Origin of the sequence: Paenibacillus sp. LjRoot56 (assembly GCF_964253335.1) — a bacterium.
GTDB lineage: Bacteria > Bacillota > Bacilli > Paenibacillales > NBRC-103111 > Paenibacillus_E > Paenibacillus_E allorhizoplanae.
This window is the reverse complement of the sequence record NZ_CAXURV020000004.1, coordinates 1,135,142-1,156,242: the sequence shown is the minus strand read 5'-3', so window position 1 is coordinate 1,156,242 and position 21,101 is coordinate 1,135,142. Positions and strand designations below refer to the sequence as shown.

Below are 21,101 nucleotides of genomic sequence, written 5' to 3'. Positions count from 1 at the left end.
GTATGAGAACATTCCGTGTCTTAATTGTCGATGACTCCATCGTAATGCGTAATATGATTGCCAAACTCTTTGATCAAGATCCACAATTTACGGTAGTAGGATTCGCAGTTAATGGTGCTAATGCATTGGACAAAATCGTAGAACTACAGCCAGATCTGGTCACACTCGACATCGAGATGCCGGAAATGGACGGTTTAACGGCTTTGAATCAAATTATGACGTTTCATCCCGTACCGGTTATTATGCTGAGCAGCTACACGGAAGAAGGCTCGAACGCAGCGATGAAAGCTCTGGAGTACGGAGCAATGGACTTTTTTCAGAAGGAAACTCTTTTTCAGAAAACACGTAATGCTCTGACGGAAGAAGAATTTCTGCTAAGGTGCAAAACCGCCATGAGAAAAAAGTTATTCCTACGTAATGAAACCAACATGCTAGGGAAAGAGCAATCCGTCAAAAGTCATATTGAAATGCTCACCTTTCTACTTAAAATGGAAGAGGATCTGCTTCAATTTCAAGAGGAGCTTCATCAGAAGATTAGGCAGCAAAACGGACTGTTAATGAAATTTCGAAAAGAACAGGATGAATTTATCTACACCACATGGCAAGGTTCCTTGTTCGATCGACTGGGGATCAAAGAGGCACAAGCGATTGGTAAGGATATCCACACTATCTTCCCCAAATATATGGCAGATCACATGCTGCAATACTATGAATGGGCCTGGTCGATGGGAGAGGTTGTTGATTTCGAAACGGAATGGCATGGCTATTATTTCTTAACGGTACTTCGACCGATCAAAAATAATGGCGTCATTCGCGAGATCATCTCATTAACTGTCGATATTACGGAGTCGCGGAGTATGGAGGAGAGGATTCGGTATTTGGTCCATCATGATCCCTTAACAGGCCTTCCCAATCGACAGGTATTAACGAAATGGATTGAAGCGGCCATCGTACAGAAGGAGCGCTTCGCCGTAGTATTCGTGAATCTAGACCAGTTCAAATTGGCGAATGAAACGTTAGGGCATGATGTTGGTGATCGCATTCTTCAGGTCATCGCACGGAGATTGAAGAATAGCTTTCTGACTCAAAATCTGCATGTATTTCGAGTTGGCAGTGATGAATTTATCGGGCTCGTGAAGCATATTTCGAGGGATGAGCTCGATGTCTATACGCAGAACATTGTTCAAAGTATCAATCAGCCGATTCGGATTCGAGAGCATGAGATTTACATTTCGCCTTCCATTGGGATTAGTCAGTTTCCTGAAGATGACCAAGATCCTGAAACGCTCGTTCGTTTCGCCGATATCGCGATGGATTACGCGAAGGAGCTCGGTGGAAATCAAGTTCAGTATTTCAGCCCGCACATCTATGCCAAAATCGAGAGGCGAATGACGCTTGAAAAGCATCTGCGTAAAGCGCTGGAGAAGAACGAGTTTATCCTGATGTACCAACCGCAGGTCAACGTGATTGAAAATAAAATCGTCGGCTTTGAAAGTTTAATCCGTTGGGATAGCCCACAGCTTGGGCGGGTTTCACCTTTAGAATTTATTCCGATTGCGGAAGAAACAGGTCTTATTTATCCCATTGGCAAATGGGTGATCGAGGAGGCTTGTGCTCAGAATAAGCACTGGCAGAGGCTAGGATTACCAAAGGTGTCCATGGCTGTGAATTTATCATCGAAGCAGTTCTACGATAGATCGCTTTGTGAGCAAATTTCCAATATCCTACAAGATACGGGGCTCGAGCCTCAGTACTTGGAGTTGGAGATTACAGAAAGTATGACGATGGATGTTCAAGTCGCTCTAGCGACATTAAATAGCTTTAAGAATATGGGGTTGCAGATCGCCATGGATGACTTTGGGACAGGCTACAGCTCATTGAGTTACTTGAAAGAATTTCCGATACATCATCTGAAAATTGACCAGTCTTTCGTGAAGGATATATCAGTAAACCCGACACATGCAGCTATCGTCAACACCATCATCACCTTAGCTCGTAATTTGAAGATTAATGTCATCGCTGAAGGGGTAGAGAATGAGGAAGATTTACGCCTGCTGCAAGACTTTCAATGCGATACGGTACAAGGGTACTTGTTTGGTAGACCGGTCGAGGCAGACCAAGTACCTGAGATTTTTGCAAGGTTTGGAAGATGACCATTGGGAATCCGATAGTATGGAGGGGATTGTACTAAATAAATAGTTGAAATTCTGTCAGGGATGCCTAGTGGCATTCGCTTTTTTTTTTTGAGATATGACTGTGGGCAGGTGCCGCTAGGGGTAGGAGGAATCCATCCATTTATTTCCTTATAAAATGAAAGAAAATTGTTCATTTCCCCCCTATGTTCTGCCTTCATTGTCAACTATACTGAACTCAAAATTGAATAGGCAGGCAAAAACAACAAGACAGTATGAACTATCGACGTGCCAGGTTGCTTAGCTTAAGGGAGGACTGATTAGAAAGAAGGTTAGGAATGAAGCACGAACGCAAGTAAGTCGTTTTATTTTCATAAAAAGTTAAGCGCTTACAATTAGAAGGAGGCAAGGATCATGGGATTATTATTGAAAAAAGGTAAGAGCTTAGGTGCTTTCGTCGTAACCATTATGATGATGTTCTCATTATTGATAGTGCTCCTACCGGCAACCGTATTTGCTGCAAATACAACTTACTATGTCGACGCTGGCAACGGCAGCGATTCCAACAATGGCACAAGTACGGCAACAGCGTGGAAAACATTGACGAAAGTGAATAGTACAACGTTCCAGCCAGGCGATCGCATTTTATTTGAGGCCGGAAATACCTGGGTGGGTCAGTTATATCCGAAAGGCTCGGGTACATCAGGGAGCCCAATCATCATTGATCAGTACGGCACAGGAGCCAAACCAAAGTTTCAAGGACAAGGCGCGGTGAAGGCTACTGTCTATTTGTACAATCAGCAGTATTGGGAAATTCACAATCTAGATATTAGTAATCAAACAACGAGTTCCGTAGGTGATCTTCGAGGTGTACATATTACCGGTGCAGATATTGGTACGCTCAATTACTTCCGTTTAGATGGGCTAAATGTTCATGATGTGAGCGGTGAAGTGAATTGGATTGGCGGCGATGTGGCCGATAATGCAACAGGTATCACGTTCCAGACGGGGTGGGATCGCTCCAAACGAACTGGCGGCATTGTATTTGATATGTCTACGAACGTGCTAGCGCCGGCCGCAGCAACCATAAAGAGCAAATTCAACGATGTGGTCATTTCCAACAGTTCTATTAAGGACACTTCTTTTGGGGGGATTATTTTCAAGCAATATACGGGGGATGGAAAAGATAACAATGGGAATCCCTCCGTTTCGGTAGGTTGGGGTGTTCGCAGCTCCGCTTCGGATACGAATTGGTATCCTTTTACGAATATCACGATTAAGAATAACTTCATTAGCCAAGCAAACACGATTTATGGTTGTAATGGTATTTATATGACAGATGTTAAGGGTGGGTTGATTGAGAGTAATGTCGTTGCTGCGGCGGGGACTTCGGGTATCGAAACCTACTATGCGGACGATGTTGTTATACAGAAGAACGAGACTTATGGTGTGGTGAAAAAAGCCGGTGGTGCCGACTACAACGGCATCGATACGGATAAAGGTACGACGAAACAGGTCGTTCAATACAATTACATTCATGGCAATGGGGATGGGATCCTGCTGTGTCAATTCAGCTTTGGCGACTCGATCATCCGATACAATGTAATTACAGGTAATTCGAGATATCAAATTTATCTCCATTCCGATTCGGCTGCGACCTCGCAAATTTATAATAATACGATCTATAATACGAATAGCACGTATTTGATTTATGGCTATGGGTCGTATATTAATGCTAGCTATAATATAAGAAATAACATTCTGGATTCAACACAGAGTTCAGCTGTACTAACGACTGGCGGAGGCATTGCCTACAATACGAATAGTTATTATGGGACTGGACTTACCGTTCCAGCGGGAGATGCGAATCCGAGAACAGGCGATCCGAAATTAGTGAGCCCAGGGACTGGCGGAACGGGTACTGAAACGAGTGGACCTGCAATGAGCACATTAGGGGGCTATAAGCTTCAAACGAGCTCGCCGATCATTAATCAAGGAGTTACGATTGCATCAAATGGTGGACTTGATTTCTGGGGGGATACGTTATACACAGACGCAGCAGATATTGGTGCTGATGAAACGCAGATTACGGGAGGCACTACGGGACCTACTTACTTGGTAAATGATACATTCGATGCGGTGACTACTGGCAGTGCCCCAACAGGTTGGACCATTGCCAACGGCACCAGTCCGAATGTCATTACCGTGCAAGCTGTACCAAGTGCAACCGATAAGAGCGTACAGCTTAGCAAGCCGACAGCATCGGCCAAAACCTCTATGTCCAAATCGTTTGGAGCAACAAGTGGTACAATTACGATTGAGGCCAGAGTTAAACGAAGTGAAACAACGTCATGGTGGTGCTTGCCTTACCTCTATGACAGCACAGGCGTCGTTGCTGAATCAATCGCTATGGATACAGGGAATATCAAAGCGAATGTTAACGGGACTTGGACGACCATTCAAGCCTTCACGGCGAACACTTGGTATGATTTCAAAGTTGTTCTAGATACGAATACCGATAAATTTGATTTCTATGTGAATGGCACGTTGAAGCTATCCCAGGCAACGATGCGAGCAGCTGTTTCTAATGTGTCCAAGATTGAATTCTATGCGGATAACTCACAAACGGGTACAACGAACGTAGACAATGTAAAAGTATATACACCATAACGATTTGTATTGTTAAATCCCGAATTGCCGAAGACGGCGATTTGGGATTTTTTGTGCGAAGTAGAGCAGAATGATTGGAATAGTGAAAGAGAATTGTTCATTTACCTACTGGTTTTGAGCGGAAAATAGATCTTATAATATGGCATATTGAAATTAGAGGAGGTCACACATGTTGCTTCAGCCAAAAAGATTGAAATGGTCATCCTTGATCCTCGCCATTGTACTTATATTTGGAATTGTAAGTTCTCTTCTTCCGGTATCTCGTGTTCAAGCTTCACCCGTCACGGGGACGATCTACTATGTAGATGCGACAGGAGGTAATGATTCGCATACAGGTACGAGTGAAAACTCAGCATGGCAAACGTTAGAAAAAGTAAACGCTACCACGTTTCAACCTGGGGATCAGATTTTGCTGAAGTCAGGTGAAGTTTGGGATGGGCAGTTATGGCCAAAGGGCTCAGGTAGCCAAGGCTTGCCAATTATCATTGATCAGTATGGCAGCGGAAGTAAGCCTGTCATTCAAGGGAAAGGCTTGGTAGAAGATGCGGTACGTTTATTTAATCAGGAGTATTGGGAGATTCATCATTTAGATGTTTCCAATGCTAAGCCAGCAACGGCAACACCAGGCGAGAACCTTGGTGATTACAGGGGCATTCATATCTCTGGTGATAATAGTACAACATTGGATTATTTCCGTATCGTAGCAGTCGATGTTCATGATGTAACGGGGCAAATTAACTGGATTAGCGGTACACAGCCAGTTCCACCGCAATCGGGTATTCGCTTCAAGACAGGCTGGGACGGATCCAAAAAAACAGGAGGCATCGTATTCGACACGACAGTGCCGAATATATTTAGTCCACCTAGTCAAGCGACTGTAATAAATGATGTAGTCGTGGAACAATCCACAATTACGAATACGTCTTTTGCGGGTATTACTTTTAAGCAATACACAGGGGATGGGAAGGATGCGGATGGGAATACCATCGCCGTCTCGACGGGCTGGGGTGAACGTGCCAATGGAACCGATCCGAAATTCACACCGCATACCAATATTATTATTAGAGACAATTATATAACTCAAAAAGATACGGCATATGGCTGTAATGCGATGTATTTGACAGATATCAGAGGCGGACTAGTTGAAAATAATGTCGTCTATAAGGCAGGAACATCAGGGATTGAAATGTACTATGCCGATGATATCGTGGTGCAGCACAATGAGGTGTATGAGACCACGCAAAAAGCGGGCGGAGCCGATTCCAATGGGATCGATCCAGATAAAGGGACAACAAAAATACTCATTCAATACAACTATATTCATGATAATGGGGATGGCATTCTTATTTGCCAATTTGTATTCGGCGATACCGTGATTCGTAATAATCTGATTAAAAGCAACACCAGATATCCCATTTATCTGCATTCGGATAAGAAGGCGATAGCTGAGGTGTATAACAATACCATTTATAATGATAAAAGTAATTATTTGATCTATGGCTATGGCACCTCCTTAGACGCAACCTACAACATTCGTAATAATAATCTGTACTCGACACGTACAGGTGCGACAATCACTACAAGTGGAACAACGTTCTACGAGAATAACAATTATTTTGGTACCGGGTTAATGATTCCTACCAGTGATACCAAGGCTCTACAAGTAGATCCTAAATTTGTTAGTACGGTGGCTGGTCCCTCTGGAACCATTGAAACAGGACCAAGGTTAGATTCAGCGCTGGGTTTTCGTTCAAAGTCAGGTTCAGCTATGATTAATGCCGGAATTGCGATGCCAAATAACGGATTGAAAGACTATGCGGGTAAAACGCTGTATAACGGGCTTCCGGATATCGGGGCTTTTGAATATTACACAGAAGCAGGCAGCACAACCGAATCAGTGAACGGAAAAGTAAAGGATGGCTCTGGCAAAGCAGTTGCCGGAGCGAAGGTTTCTATGGTTGTCAATACAGTGAGTTATACGGCAACCAGTGATGCGAAAGGCTCGTTCGTGATTGCGGATGTACCATTAGCAACGGGGGTTGAGCTTAAAACTGAAAAAACGGGTTATTTGACGACGACCTCGACAATCGCGATTCAACCACCGAATATGACGACGTTGGATATTGTCATTACTTCCACAAGTCCTTATGGCAGCCTGCGCGGAAGCATTTTGGATGAGAAGATGTCCGCTCTAGAGGGTGTTTCTGCCAAAGTTATGTATGAAGGTGAGGAAATTGTTAGCGGAACAACCGATAGTACGGGCACTTTGCAATTAGGCCAGGTGCCGATCGGTGAGAATTACACAATTATGCTATCGAAAGCAGGCTACTTTACTGTTTCCAAAGGTAATGTCACTATTACACCGGAGAGTCTCACGGATATTGGCAAAGTATTACTGTCGAGCAAACAACCGCAAGTGCTTTACAATCATACATTTGATAGTCTTTCGACAGGAGCATTGAGCTCGGGAAATAATTTAACAATCAGTACCAGTGGCGGAAGTGTTGAGGTCGCTGAGGTCCCTAGTGTGTCAGATAAAAGTGTCCTCTTAACGAGAAGCAGCAACTCGGGAAGCACGAGTCTGTCTCAAACATTTGCTACACCACTAACGGGGATTGTCACCATTGAAGCCGATTTGAAACGAAAAGACACGTATGTCAGTGGGAATAACTGGATCAGTTTGCCCTATGTGTATGGCAGTACGAATCTAACGAACCCTGGTATTAGCTTTGCTTTTGATAAAGGCACGATGAAGGGATATAAGGGTACAACATCAACTGATTTTATGAAGTATACTGTAGGTCAATGGTATAACATGCGAATGGTGATCGACATGGCTGCACAAAGTTTCGATATTTACATCGATGGTCAGAAAATAGTAGACCGTGCCCCATACCGAATCGCCATGGCGGATATTAAGAAAATTGACTTTTATGCGAACAGCACCAATTATGGCAGTGTGTATATCGATAATTTCCGAGTCACGCAAGGGATTGGTTACTCAAAAACAGACGCAACACTTGCAGAGTTATCCAGTGATGCAGGAACATTAACACGTCTGGATGGTACACATTATGCGATACAAGTGCCAAGTAATGTGGAGCATGTGAATCTGACACCTGTCGCTAGCAGTCCGAATGTAAAATCAATTCTTGTAAACGGCGTACCTGTGGGAAGTGGTAATAGCTCTGATTCCATTACTTTAACTGGAGATGACACGGACATTCCCGTTGTTGTAACAGCGGAAGATAATCTGACGACGGCCACATATACGGTTTCGATTCATCGGATCTCTGCTCAAGTCGATGCATCTTTACAAGGACTACTTGTGAATGGTGGTACATTATCACCTGATTTTGCTCCGAACACAACGCAATATCAAGTCAATGTTCCCTATGACATTCATGACATCACATTTGTTCCGACAGCAGGCAACAGCCAAGCGGATATCACGATCAATGGAAAAACGGTATTAAGTGGTGCAACGTCAGAAGCAATTCCATTAGTGGAAGGACAAAATCGAATTGTCGTTTATGTAGTTTCACCTGATGGAACTGCTAACGAAACGTATGAGATTGCCGTTTATAGGGCTAATAGTCCTTATGGTCTAATAGCAGGAACTGTCATGGATCAAAGCAACCATCTCGTATATGGTGCTCATGTAACGCTTACGAAGCTTGGCGAGTCAAGAACTACGATAACAGATGCTTCTGGTACATTTACCTTCTCTGACGTGGCGCCTGATACAGAATTTACGATTACAGCTCAAAAAGCAGGCTATGACGAAGCGACGATGGGCAATGTCACGGTGACGGTTGGACAGACTACGTTGGTGAACCCATTGTTCTTGCAAGCACACGGAGCAATAGCATCATTAAAAGGCGTTGCAGAAGCGAAACCAGGACAATCGATACCATCTGCGTTTCAAATTAACAATGTGTCGAGCAGTGTGTACTCGGCGGTGTATTCGGTTGACCTCATAGTCGACTATGATTCGACGAAGCTGCAGTGGATATCTACACTTCCAAGTTCATCGGAACTGCAAATTATACAGGGTGATCAAACCGCCGAGGGATCACTTGCGATAAAAGTGTTGATGGTGGATGTCAATCAAGCTATCTTGCCTGATACGGATCTCTTCGTGGTAAATTGGAAGGTTAAAGATTTAGCTCCCTCAGGTGAAACAGTAGTCAGATTAACGAAATCAGATTTAACGAATGGTCGGGGAGATCTATTTCAAGCGACGGCTTCAGAGCATGCGTTTGAGATCAAACGAGTAGTGATTGTAGATCCTGATCCAACACCGGATCCAGATCCAACACCAACACCGGATCCAACACCAGATCCAGATCCTGTGACGAAGCCAGACACCGGACAGAATACGACGAAAGACCCATCCCATCTTTTGCTAGAGTCGAACGACCAAGGAACTGCTATGATTTCGAGGACTAACTTAGAAAGCGCTATTCAATCTACACAAGATGATACCAATGGCAAAAAAGTGATCGTTGTTAACTTGAAATCCAACTCGTCCATAGATCAATTTGGCCTGCTGCTCCCAGCAGATCTGTTGAAGGCGAATGAGCATGCATTTGAACTTAAGCTTCAATCAGAGTTGGGCACTATTGTAATCTCTGATCAAATGCTGAAAGGTCTCGATAATTTAGGTGACATGGTAGAAATTCGCTTAACGAAAGCTAACTCGATTGACAATCATCCTGTTTACGACGTGCAGCTGCTTGCGAATGGAAAGTCGATTGCGTGGCATAATCCTGAAGCACCAGTCACAATTCAGATTCCTTATTTACCATCAGAACAAGAAAAGCAGAATCCGGATCACATCGTCGTTTTTTATATCGATCCACAAGGACAGCTGATACCTGTACCGAATGGGCATTATGACGTCCAGGCAGGTCAAGTCATCTTTACTACCAAACATTTTAGCCAATATACCATCATGTTTAAGAGTCCGACTTTCACTGATCTAGCTTCAGTGAAATGGGCACAAGCGTCGATTAAAATACTTGCAGCCAAGGGAGTTATTGAAGGCAGAAATGTACACGAGTTCGACCCACAAAGCAGCATTACACGAGCAGATTTCATTGTTCTATTGATGCGAGCATTGGATCTACCAGCGCGTACAGCGGATGCCTTCACGGATGTTGACAGCGGTAACTATTATTTCAATGCGCTTACCAATGCCAAGGCATATGGCATTACAACGGGTACAGGAAATAACCTTTTTGAACCGAATAAACAGATCACTCGTGAGGATACGATGGTACTGACTGCAAGAGCGCTTCAAGTAAGTAAGCAGCTTCCTAGTCGTCCAAGTTCAATAGAGGTAATCCTAGACTATAAAGATGCTTCCGACATTTCCGACTATGCCATAGATAGTATTGAAGCCCTTACTACCGAAGGCTTTGTTCAAGGTGATGAAACAGGCATTCATCCGAAGCAGGACCTCTCCCGCGCACAAGCGGCCGTTCTGATTCATCGTATTGTAGTGAATAAGTAGTCGTATATAGGCAAGACCCAGAGCGATAGTGCTCTGGGTCTTCTTTACTTTTCGATTTTTTTTACTGTGAAATAGTGAAAGAACTTCATTCGATGCGCAATGTAACTAATATGTGATGCCTTTTATAATAAAACTATAAGATAACAAGCGAATCACGTAGCGCTTTGAACAGGGAGTGGAATGATTAATGGAAAGCACCGTGCTGCAAACAGAGCGTTTGCTTGCAAAACCGAAGAAAAAGAAAATCCCGTTTCTGAGCCGATGGGAATCTCCCTTGGCCGGATACCTCTTTTTATCCCCATGGCTGATTGGTTTTTTCCTGTTAACACTAGGGCCAATATTGATGTCCTTGTATTACTCGTTTACGGATTACTCCTTGCTGGATGCGCCACATTGGCTTGGGGCACAGAACTACAAGCATATCGTGATGGAGGATGATACCTTCCGCGAGTCCATCAAGGTAACCTTGCTATTCGTCGTATTCTCTGTACCACTAAAGCTCGTAACTGCTCTGTTGGTGGCGATGCTGCTGAATAAGAAAATCAGAGGGATCTCCTTCTATCGGACGATGATCTACTTCCCATCATTGATCGGGACGAGTATCGCAGTGTCGATTCTATGGAAAAATATTTTCAGCAAAGACGGTTTTATTAACCAAGCCTTAGCGCTTGTCGGGATTCAAGGTAAGTCGTGGATTGCTGATCCCGATACGGCTTTAGGGACACTAGTACTTCTCATTGCGTGGCAATTTGGATCGGCGATGATTATTTTCCTTGCAGGACTGAAACAAATTCCAACGGATTTGTATGAAGCCTCCTCCGTAGATGGCGCTAGCAAGGTAAGACAATTTTTCACAATTACGCTGCCGATGTTGTCTCCAATCATTTTGTTCAACTTTGTGCAATCAACGATTAATTCCTTCCAGATGTTCACACAGGCATTTATCATCACCAATGGGGGCCCTGTAAATTCAACGTATGTATATGTCATGTACTTGTATGAGCGGGCTTTCTCGAAGTTTCAAATGGGTTATGCCTCAGCACTAGCTTGGATTCTACTGGTCATTATTGCAGCGGTAACAGCGCTTATTTTCGCAACCTCTAAATACTGGGTTTACTATGAGACGCAAGGAGGGAAGGGGAAATGATGGCAAGACGCCAAGGTTTGACCCATCTTTTATTACTAATTTCAAGTATCATTATGATGTATCCCGTTTTCTGGTGGCTAGGAGCTTCGCTCAAAACGAATGATGAGATGCGCTCACCGAATTTATTTCCCGATACATTCCGATGGGCTAACTACACAGAAGGCTGGGTGTCGGTTCCTAATTATGACTTCAGTGTATTTTATATCAATAACTTTCAGTTAATTATTGGCGTACTATTCACAAGTATCGTATCTTGTTCCCTTGTTGCCTTTGCCTTTGCTCGCCTGGATTTCCCGCTTCGTAAGATGTGGTTCGGCATTCTGCTTGTGACGTTAATGCTTCCGACACAAGTAACGATCGTACCTCAGTATGTGTTATTCAGTAAATTTGATTGGATTAATACGTATTTACCGTTCTATGTCCCTCATTTGCTCGCAGGCGGTGTGGGAGGCCCCTTCTTCATCTATTTGCTTGTGCAATTTATTCGTTCCATACCGAAAGAGTTGGATGAATCTGCGAAAATAGATGGATGTTCATGGTTCGGTATTTACTGGCGCATCATAATTCCATTGACCAAGCCTGCGCTGGTTACTGTCGCTATTTATTGTTTCCTTTGGAACTGGGATGATTTCTTTGGTCAATTATTGTATATCAACTCCGTCGATAAATACACGGTTAACTTAGCATTGAAGCTGTTCATTGATTCAGCGGGAACGGTGCCGTGGGGGCAAATGTTAGCCATGTCTTTAGTGTCTGTTATGCCTGCCGTGATCATTTTCTTCATAGCTCAGAAGCATTTCGTCGAAGGTATTGCTTCGGGTGCTTTAAAAGGATAAGCTTAGGAATGACTAGGAAAGCTGCTGCATTTGCTGCGGCTTTCTTTGCATAAGAGCTTAGGTTGAATCATACGGAGGGCAGACATATGCTGCAAAATCCATTCAAAACGTATCGCATTATCGCGGTTTATTTTTTCAGCTCAGCCGTCATTATTGCTATGTTGATCGGCATTGTTATTGCTGTTAGCTATTCGGGGACTTCGAGCGAAATTGCTTCCAATACTTCCTTTTATCAGCAACGCTTGCTGAATGAATTGAGCAAGAAAATGAGCACAAGCTTAATTGGTATTGAGCAGACCTCGGGTACCTCTGCCAAGAATGTTGATCTCCTTTACGGCCGATTACGAAATAAGGACGCTTATGAGCGCCTTCAAATCGAGACGGATCTGCAGAGTCAATTGAACTATCTTGTCTTCGGCACACCGATTCTGCAATCGATCCATGTTTATTCGGATTACCCCTTTACATCGGATACCCAAGGTCCAGTTACGTTCTTCCAGATGTCGCAATTAGATAAGGAAGCATGGTATCCGAGTATTCTAGAAACGGATAGCGCTTGGCTTGGCGAGCACAAAATTATGACCAATGGACGTGAAGAATCAGTAATAAGCTTCGCCCGCAAGGTCATCAATAATAGCAACCAGTATTACAGTTTAATGGTTTTTAATATTAAAGTATCGAGCATTCGGCATCTGATTTCAACGGAAGACGATACGACCAATATGGCGTTACTTGATGCAGCAGGCAGATTGATAACGCATGCTGGAAACAGCAGCAAATTGCAGCAAGCGACACTCACATTGAAGGGGGAGATGGATAAGCCAAGCGGTTCCTTACGGGTGGAGGATGATTTCTTCGTGTGGGCCAAATCACCAGATTCTCAGTGGACACTCTTCGAGGCAAGCTCTTGGAGTGAAATGACCAAAGGCAGTAAAAGCATGGCGAAGCTCTTCCTTCTTCTCGGGGCTACCTCGATTGTGCTCGTGCTGCTGCTTACCCTATTCCTATCCCGCCGATTCATGCGACCGATGAATCAATTGATTCGAGCCATGGGGCAGTATTCACCAGGGGAGGACCAAGGTTTACCTACCGACTATAAGAATGAGTTTGGTAAATTATTTCATGGGTATCGTAAGTTAACACAACGAATAGAAGACCTCTACGAATCTCTGCGGGAGCAGCATGTGCAGCAGCGGGCAGCAGAGCTGAAATCGTTGCAAATGATGATTAATCCTCATTTTCTATATAATACGCTTGATCAGATTAACTGGACGGCGATCGAGGCGGGGCAGAATAAGATCAGCTCGATGCTCGCGCAAGTAGCGAGTATGTTTCGCTTAGCGCTTTCTAATACGAATAGTCTAGTGGCTGTAACAGAGGAAGTCGCGCATATTGAACACTATTTGAAATTTCAGCAGGTGCGTTGGGAAGATAAAATGTCGTATCGAATCAAAGTGGATGAAAGCTGTAAGAACACACTGATGCCGAAGATTTTTCTGCAGCCGTTCGTAGAAAATGCTTTTATGCATGGCTTTCATGGCGCTTCCGAAGCTGAGATAAGTATAGACATCTATCGAGATGAGAACAACTTATTTGTAAGCATTACAGATAATGGCAAAGGACTCAGTGATAACTGGCAGAACAAGCCTAGGAAGCGCGGAGGCTATGGACTTCGTAATGTGAAGGAAAGACTGGATGCCTTATTCGGCAATCAATATAGTTTACAACTGAGTAACCGGGAGCAAGGCGGCGTTCAAGTTGACATCCGATTCCCTCTATCAGACGATTAACCATATTCATATCATAAGGGAGTACATGAGCATGTGGAAAATAGCCATAGTGGATGATGATTTTCAGGTTTTACGAGGTTTACGACATATCATACCTTGGGCCGAGCTGGATGCTGAATTCGCGGGAGAGGCAATTGACGGAGAAAGTGGACTAGAATTAATCCGTGAAGTGGAGCCCGATATCGTCATTACGGATTTATATATGCCTGGCATTAGCGGTATTGAAATGATCGAGAAACTGCGGGGAGAGGGCTTTCAAGGCAGATTTATTATTCATAGCGGTTATACCGACTTTGAGTATGCTAGACAAGCGATTCGACTTGATGTCGACGATTATTTGAATAAACCAATCACGATCGAACAGATTCGAGAAGTCTTGTTTCGGACGATTGGGCAATTAGAAGATTTTTATCTGGAAAAAATGGAGAAAAAGCGGCTAGTTCGTTTTGTTCAAAACTATGAGCAACAAATGGCAGATGAACAGCTTGCAGCTCTGCTTAATGGTACGCTTCAGCCTAATGCGGCTGACATGAAGCTGCCCACTGTCGCAACGTACTGGACAGACTATGATCAGCAGGTAGTCGTGCTTGAACTGGTGAAGACAGACCGAGTTACCGATATCTCGGTGGCGGATTGGCATTTATTTCGCTTCGCCATGTCCAATATCACGAAGGAACTGACGCAGCAGGAATGGCCGGAATCAGCGTTTATTTGGCTATTCGGGCCGTATTCAGCACTTGTTCTACATATTCCTCGCAGCGAAGCAGATGAGATATCTCTTGAACGTTCTGCGCGTTTCATAGAGACATTAACGAGCAGTATGCTGCGGTATTTGGGCTTAACGGTGAAAGCCGCAGTTGGTGAACGCATAAGTAAATGGGAAGATTTGAAAAAGTCAGCAGACGTTGCATTCGAATCGTTGCAAGCATTTGAACAAGGACGAGGTGCAGTGGATCTGGTTCGTTACCTTTCCCAGTCTTTGCAGGAAAGCAGTGAGGAAGAGTTATGGTCGCATATTCAACGGTTCATTAATCGGCAAGAGGCATCAGCCAAAGGCGGAGACCCCAAGCTATTTTATCGCGTCTTAGCTACGGAAATTTGGACGCTGCTGCAATACGCAGCACAGCAAGCTGACATGTCGATCACCCCCACGGATGAGAACGAATTGGTTACGTCAACCGATACGATTATTCATCGTGCGGATGTGGAGAGCTTCCTGCAAGCGAAGGTGAAGAGCATTGGACTGAAGCGACAGCCAACTATTAACCAGAAGCATAAAGAGGCAGTCGATTTCATGCTCGGGTACATTCATGAGCATTATGCGAAAGACATTACGATGGATGAGTTGGCGGGACAGTTATTTATCTCGAAAAATTATTTGAATCAGTTGTTTAAAAAGGTGACAGGGGAAACCTTTATGAACTATGTCATTCGTGTCAGGCTTGAGAAAGCGAAGGCTCTTCTCTTAGAAGGAAATTTGTTGATTTATGAAGTCTCTGAGCAGGTTGGATATCAAAATGTGCCATATTTCAGTACGCTTTTCAAGAAATATTGCGGAATTAACCCTAGTGATTTGCTGAAAAAGTAATTTTTCTCCCCACTTGTTTCAAAAACTGAAAGAAATCAGTTCGATTCTCTCCTATACCGTTCAGGCTTTCAGCGATACGATAAGTGTGTGAGATCGACATATGCGAGAGGGGTAATTATACAATGAAGAAAAAATTAATGACTGCTGCATTATCACTTGTTGTCATGGCATCTGTATCTGCTTGTGGATCCAAAACGGAGGAAGCTCCAGCGAAAGCTTCGGTTCAACCATCAGCGGCAGCGGCTGCAACACCAAAGGCGGAACCTGCTACACCGGTTAAACTTCGTATTGCTTGGTGGGGTGCACAAGAACGTCATGATGCGACACAGAAGGCACTTACGCAGTATACAGCCTTACATCCGAATGTTACTTTTGAAAGCGAATTCTCGGGTTGGGACGGTTACTTCGATAAGCTCGGCGTTCAGTTTGCAGCGAAAAATGCCCCTGACATTATCCAAATGGACGCTGCATACTTGAATGAGTATGTTGGACGTAATTTGGTCGCTGATCTAGCAAGCATTAATGTAGCAGATATGGATAAAGCACTTATCGAATCAGGCAAAGTGAATGGCAAGCTCTTCGCAATGCCGTTAGGAACTGCCGCACTTGGCATGGCTTACGATAAAACGGTGATCGAAAAATTAGGTTTAAAGGCACCAGCGTGGGATTGGACATGGGATGACTATTATAAATTCGGCCAAGATGCCAAAGCCAAACTAGGGAAAGATAAATACGTTTTCGTTGATCAAAGCTCAGATTTAGTAGACTACACAGCTTATCAGCTTAGCCAAGGCAAAGGGCAGTCTTTTACAGATAACAAGCTATCCATCGACAAAGATACTTGGATTAAATATATGAACAAGCAAACTGAAATGCGTAAAGCTGGCATCGTTACGCCTGCTGACATTACGGTCACAGACAAGGAACTTGATCCGAAAATGGATAGTGTGGTCAATGGAACAGCGCTTGCTCGTCACATTTTCTCCAACCAAGTAGGCGCCATCAATGGTCTTAAACCAGACGCTTTTGGGTTTACAACACTTCCGAAAGCAGGACAAACGGGTGGTTGGTTAAAACCAGGGATGTTCTGGAGTGTGAACGCAGGCTCCAAGCAACAAGATGAAGCGAAGAAATTCGTGGATTGGTTCATTAACGATCAAGAAGCAGGGAAAACATTATCATTAACACGTGGTATTCCAGGAAATGCGAAAATCGTTACTACACTAGCACCAAATTTCAGCGCGTCTGACAAAACATCGGTTGATTTTATCAACAAAGTAGGCCCGGCAGCACAGAAATTCGTGGCTGAACCGCAAGGTTGGGGTAACTTCAAGAAGGATTACAAAACGATCGTAGAGAAAGTCATGTTCGACAAAGCAACAGCTGATCAAGCTTACGAAGAATTGATGAAAAAAGCCAAAGAGTATGATACAGCAGTAAAAAAATAATAGATGGCATAAATCATGGCGTTGTCGCTTCTTAGGACGCGTCATGATTTTTTCTTTCGATAGGGGTGTAGGGATGAGTTCGCAGGGTAAGAGCCATGCAAGTATGCGACTAGAGGGAAGGATATCAATATGTTCGCCTGATCGATTAGCTTCTTCTGTTCATCATGCTTTAGAAATGTTTATAAGAGATTATAGGACTGTGCTCGGCGCTGAAGCACTTACTGTCAACGATCCGGAGCAGGCAGAGCTTGTCATTCGCTATGCACGGGAGAGCGATGACTGTGCGGTGCATCTAGAAGCATTCGCACTTCGTTTTACACACGAAGGTGAGAAGACGCAGTTGCATATCGTTGCGAATGATGACTTGGGGTTCGTTTACGGTATCTTGCATGTGAGCGAGACGGTGTTAGGGATTCATCCATTCTGGTTCTGGATGGATCAGTCGATACAGTCACGGACTTCGATCGATTTGAATTGTGAACCGTATGACTCACCTGTTGCTAAAGTTAGATTTAGAGGGTGGTTCGTTAATGATGAGGTCTGCCTCATCGGTTGGAAAGAAGCTTACCCGCCATCACGCGAAGTATGGTTACCAGTTTTTGAGGCGCTGCTTCGCTGCGGTGGAAATATGGTGATTCCGGGGACGGATCTACCGAAGACTGGCATTCATTTGGAGCTAGCAGCAGAAATGGGGTTGTGGATTACCCATCACCATGCGGAGCCTTTGGGCGCAGAAATGTTCCTCAGAGCATATACAGGGAGATCAGCCAGCTATAAAGAGGCCCCTGAATTATTTGAAAAGCTATGGCTGGAAGCCATTGAGAAGCAAAAGGATCAAAATATTCTGTGGGTACTCTCCTTCAGAGGTCAGGGGGATAAGCCTTTCTGGGAGAATGATCCATCCTTTGATACACCATCAAAGCGTGGGGAAATGATTTCCCGCGTTATTTATCGCCAATACGAGATGATTAAGGAAGCTGTTGATAACCCCGTCTATTGTGTAGCTTTATACGGAGAAATTGCCGAGCTATACAAAGGCGGTTATATCGAATTGCCTCACGATGTGATCAAAATTTGGGCCGATAATGGGTATGGCAAAATGGTTTCGCGCCGGCACGGCAATTTGAATATGCGGATGCCAGCGCTGCCTGCTGCGGATGATGGTGGTCAGCATGGTATCTATTACCACGTTACCTTTCATGACCTTCAAGCGTCGAATCATTTGACGATGTTTCAAGGTTCGGCTGCATTTGTGAAGGAGGAAGTGGAGAGCGCTTTTGAAGCGGGATGTACAGATTATCTCCTGCTCAATTGCGGGAATATTCGTCAGCATGTGTATATGCTTGATATTATTCGTGAGCTGTGGGTTCAAGGAACGATGGATATTGAGACGCACTTGAAGGCGTTTGTTCATCGCTATTTTGCTAGCCATCAGGAAGAAATTTCTAATTTGTATCGCACCTATACTGATGCCTCCATTGCTTATGGGCCTCATGGTGATGATTTGGCTGGAGACGAGTTTTATCATCATCCTGCGAGAAGATTAATCGGGCATTGGCTGCAAGGGCGCACAAGTGAAGCAGACCGCGGGTTGCTGTGGGCGACGGGAGAAGTGAGTTTCGCTGAGCAAATACAATGGTTCGAGCAGCGAGGTGAAGAGGGGCATGCTGCTTGGTCTAAATGGGTTAAAGAATGTGAGGAGCTGCTCAGCAAGTTGGATAGTGAGGACAAGCAGCGAGTTCATGACCATTTGTGGTTGCCAGGCGTCATTCACCAGACGGGTTCGGAAGGATTGATTTGGCTCTGCCGTTCTTATGCTGCGGCACGTAATGAGCAGTATGCGCAAGCCTTCGTTTTTGCTTCTCAATCCATGTGGTGCTATAACAAAGGTTTACAAGCACTTCGCTTGGCCGAGCACGGCAAGTGGGCGAATTTCTATCGTGCCGATTGGTTAACCAACATCGCGAGTACCGTTAATAATGTAGATACACTGCGCCGATTCCTGCGCATGCAGGGGGATAGTCCAGACTTTTTCCACTGGTACAAAGAATACCTCATGCCAGAAACAGAGAAATATATTTACTTGGAAAACACACACCGGAATCCACTTTCGGATGATGTGCTGGCTAACCAATTGCAGCTCTATTTTAATAAACAAAAATAGTGTCATTTGAACCATTCTTCATTCCGACGTATAATAACAGGACTTCTTGATAAAGGATGATGGTATTCATGAATGACAATAATGGAAGAGTCTATATCCGGTTTCTTGGTGTAGACGACACAGATGATATGCTGGACCTCATGCTGCGTAATCGTGAATTATTCGAGGGCGTATGTCCTAAGCGCAATGAATCTTTTTATACAAGAGAAGTACAAGCGAAAAGTATCGAAAACAGTATCAAACAAAAGGAAGAAGATAAGCGATACGCTTTCGGCATTTTTCTAACTGAAACGGGTCAACTCATTGGTGATATTTCGCTTTTTGAGGTACAACGTGGGCCGCATCAGAAATGTATTCTCGGTTACAGTATGGATCAGGCGCATAATGGAAAAGGGTACATGACTGAAGCGATTCAACTTATCATGAAATTCGCTTTTGAGGAAGCAGGCCTACTGCGTGTAGAAGCAGGTGTTATGCCGCGTAATCTGGGCTCGATGCGTGTGTTGGAAAAAGCAGGCTTCCGGCAAGAAGGACTGGCTCGCAAGTTGTTGGAAATTAATGGCGTGCGTGAGGATCACGTGTTGTTTGCTATGTTGGCTGAGGATTATTTGAATGGTTTGAAATGATGATGATCATAAGTGAAATGTAAAAGTAGCTCTAGACTTATTCTTAGGTTAAACAAGCTGAGCAAACGGTTGTTCGTAAATAAATGGGAAATATCCAGTTATTTCAACTCGATTTGACCCAAATGTTATTATAACTGGAAAAGCTCCATCTATTTTTCATGGTTCTGCTACAATTGCTAAGAAATCTTAATTTTAGTTGTATGTTTTCCAGTTAATTCATATAAGAAGGAAGAAAACGCGAAAATAGCTGTACTTTATCCATCTAATCCAACAGAGCGCTTCAACCTATTTCAATTGAACTGCCGCAGATCACTAATCTGCGGCAGTTTCTCTTTCTCATGAGCCATGAAACATCTCGCTTCTGAACAAAATTGCTAATTTTAGCTATTCACAATGCAAGAAAATTCTCGCTGAATTCAGTACGATGAAAGGGAAGTTATCAAGGGATCTTGAGGAGGCAGTCGCGATGTCAAGAGTTACGAACTTTCAGTTAACAGAGGAAATGATCAATCAGTTTTATCGGGAGGGATATTTCTATGCACCTGGATTTATAACTGCGGAGACCGTGGAGGCGATTAACAATGAGAATGCCTTGTTTGCGAATACGCTAGGCGACGGGCAATGGAAAAGTCATGCGATTATCGATATCGCCAAAGAAAAAGCTACGTATCCTGAAACAACAAGCTTTCTGACGAATCAGGATGTCGTTCGTGTGTTTGAACGGATTTTGGGCGATGACGTCAAGCTCTGGATGGGGATGTATGCTGTTGTGGATCCGCAGGGGAAGGGACTCGAGTGGCATCAGGATAATCAATATACGCACATTCTTGGTCATATGCTGAACGGTTTTATTGCGCTTGATCCGATCACGCAGGAAAATGCAGGGCTTTGGCTCGCGCCTGGCTCCCATCTAATGGGTCGGCAACCGAATTTAAATACAGAGGAGGGGCATAGGCGTGCTGCTGAGCCGGCGAATGGAACGCCATGCAACCCGATGGCACCGGGGGATGCCGTATTTTTTCATCGCGAAACGCTCCACCATAGTAAAATGAACCATACGGATAAGCCAAGACGAGCCTATGCTTTCCAAGTTGGAGCGGCGAACTGCCGTTACGCAAAAACGGGCAAGTTGTTGGAAGACCGCATAAAGCTGTCAGGATGCCAACTCTAGGCGGATTAATA

Annotated in this window: 11 protein-coding genes; all 11 read left to right on the top strand. The window is 44.1% G+C overall.

The genetic code is table 11. From position 1 onward, the window contains the following. The first annotated feature begins 2 nt into the window (after positions 1-2). The 11 genes from ACSQ8O_RS31090 to ACSQ8O_RS31040 all read left to right on the top strand — a co-directional run bounded on the left by ACSQ8O_RS31090 (position 3) and on the right by ACSQ8O_RS31040 (position 21,090). Entirely contained in the window at positions 3-2,153 is a 2,151-nt protein-coding gene (locus ACSQ8O_RS31090) for an EAL domain-containing protein (RefSeq protein WP_436244789.1), read from the top strand. Positions 2,154-2,546: 393 nt separating this feature from the next. Then, positions 2,547-4,802: a right-handed parallel beta-helix repeat-containing protein gene (locus ACSQ8O_RS31085; protein ID WP_436244788.1), complete on the top strand. Its 2,256-nt coding sequence runs from the start codon at positions 2,547-2,549 to the stop codon at positions 4,800-4,802. Positions 4,803-4,971: 169 nt separating this feature from the next. Further along, positions 4,972-10,320 (top strand): carboxypeptidase regulatory-like domain-containing protein, encoded by a 5,349-nt coding sequence (locus ACSQ8O_RS31080; RefSeq protein WP_436244787.1) that lies wholly within the window; start codon positions 4,972-4,974, stop codon positions 10,318-10,320. A gap of 187 nt (positions 10,321-10,507) precedes the next feature. After that, the gene (locus ACSQ8O_RS31075) at positions 10,508-11,467 is read left to right on the top strand and encodes a carbohydrate ABC transporter permease (protein ID WP_436244786.1); all 960 of its coding nucleotides are present in this window, start codon (positions 10,508-10,510) and stop codon (positions 11,465-11,467) included. Further along, positions 11,467-12,303, top strand: a complete 837-nt coding sequence (locus ACSQ8O_RS31070; protein WP_082595537.1) for a carbohydrate ABC transporter permease — start codon at positions 11,467-11,469, stop codon at positions 12,301-12,303. The genes ACSQ8O_RS31075 and ACSQ8O_RS31070 overlap by 1 nt, the downstream gene beginning before the upstream one ends. Before the next feature lie 86 nt (positions 12,304-12,389). Continuing rightward, positions 12,390-14,093, top strand: coding sequence for a sensor histidine kinase (locus ACSQ8O_RS31065; protein ID WP_436244785.1), 1,704 nt, complete (start codon positions 12,390-12,392; stop codon positions 14,091-14,093). 31 nt (positions 14,094-14,124) lie between these two features. After that, positions 14,125-15,681, top strand: coding sequence for a response regulator transcription factor (locus ACSQ8O_RS31060; RefSeq protein WP_436244784.1), 1,557 nt, complete (start codon positions 14,125-14,127; stop codon positions 15,679-15,681). A gap of 122 nt (positions 15,682-15,803) precedes the next feature. Beyond that, complete coding sequence (locus ACSQ8O_RS31055) at positions 15,804-17,129, top strand: ABC transporter substrate-binding protein (RefSeq protein WP_436244783.1); 1,326 nt, start codon at positions 15,804-15,806, stop codon at positions 17,127-17,129. Between the two features lie 73 nt (positions 17,130-17,202). Beyond that, on the top strand, positions 17,203-19,293 hold the full coding sequence (locus ACSQ8O_RS31050; protein WP_436244782.1) for a glycosyl hydrolase 115 family protein: 2,091 nt from the start codon (positions 17,203-17,205) through the stop codon (positions 19,291-19,293). 68 nt (positions 19,294-19,361) lie between these two features. After that, positions 19,362-19,919 carry a GNAT family N-acetyltransferase gene (locus ACSQ8O_RS31045; RefSeq protein ID WP_436244781.1) on the top strand — a complete coding sequence of 186 codons (558 nt, stop codon included), beginning with the start codon at positions 19,362-19,364 and terminating at the stop codon, positions 19,917-19,919. Positions 19,920-20,385: 466 nt separating this feature from the next. Beyond that, positions 20,386-21,090 carry a phytanoyl-CoA dioxygenase family protein gene (locus ACSQ8O_RS31040; RefSeq protein WP_436244780.1) on the top strand — a complete coding sequence of 235 codons (705 nt, stop codon included), beginning with the start codon at positions 20,386-20,388 and terminating at the stop codon, positions 21,088-21,090. Positions 21,091-21,101 lie beyond the last annotated feature (11 nt).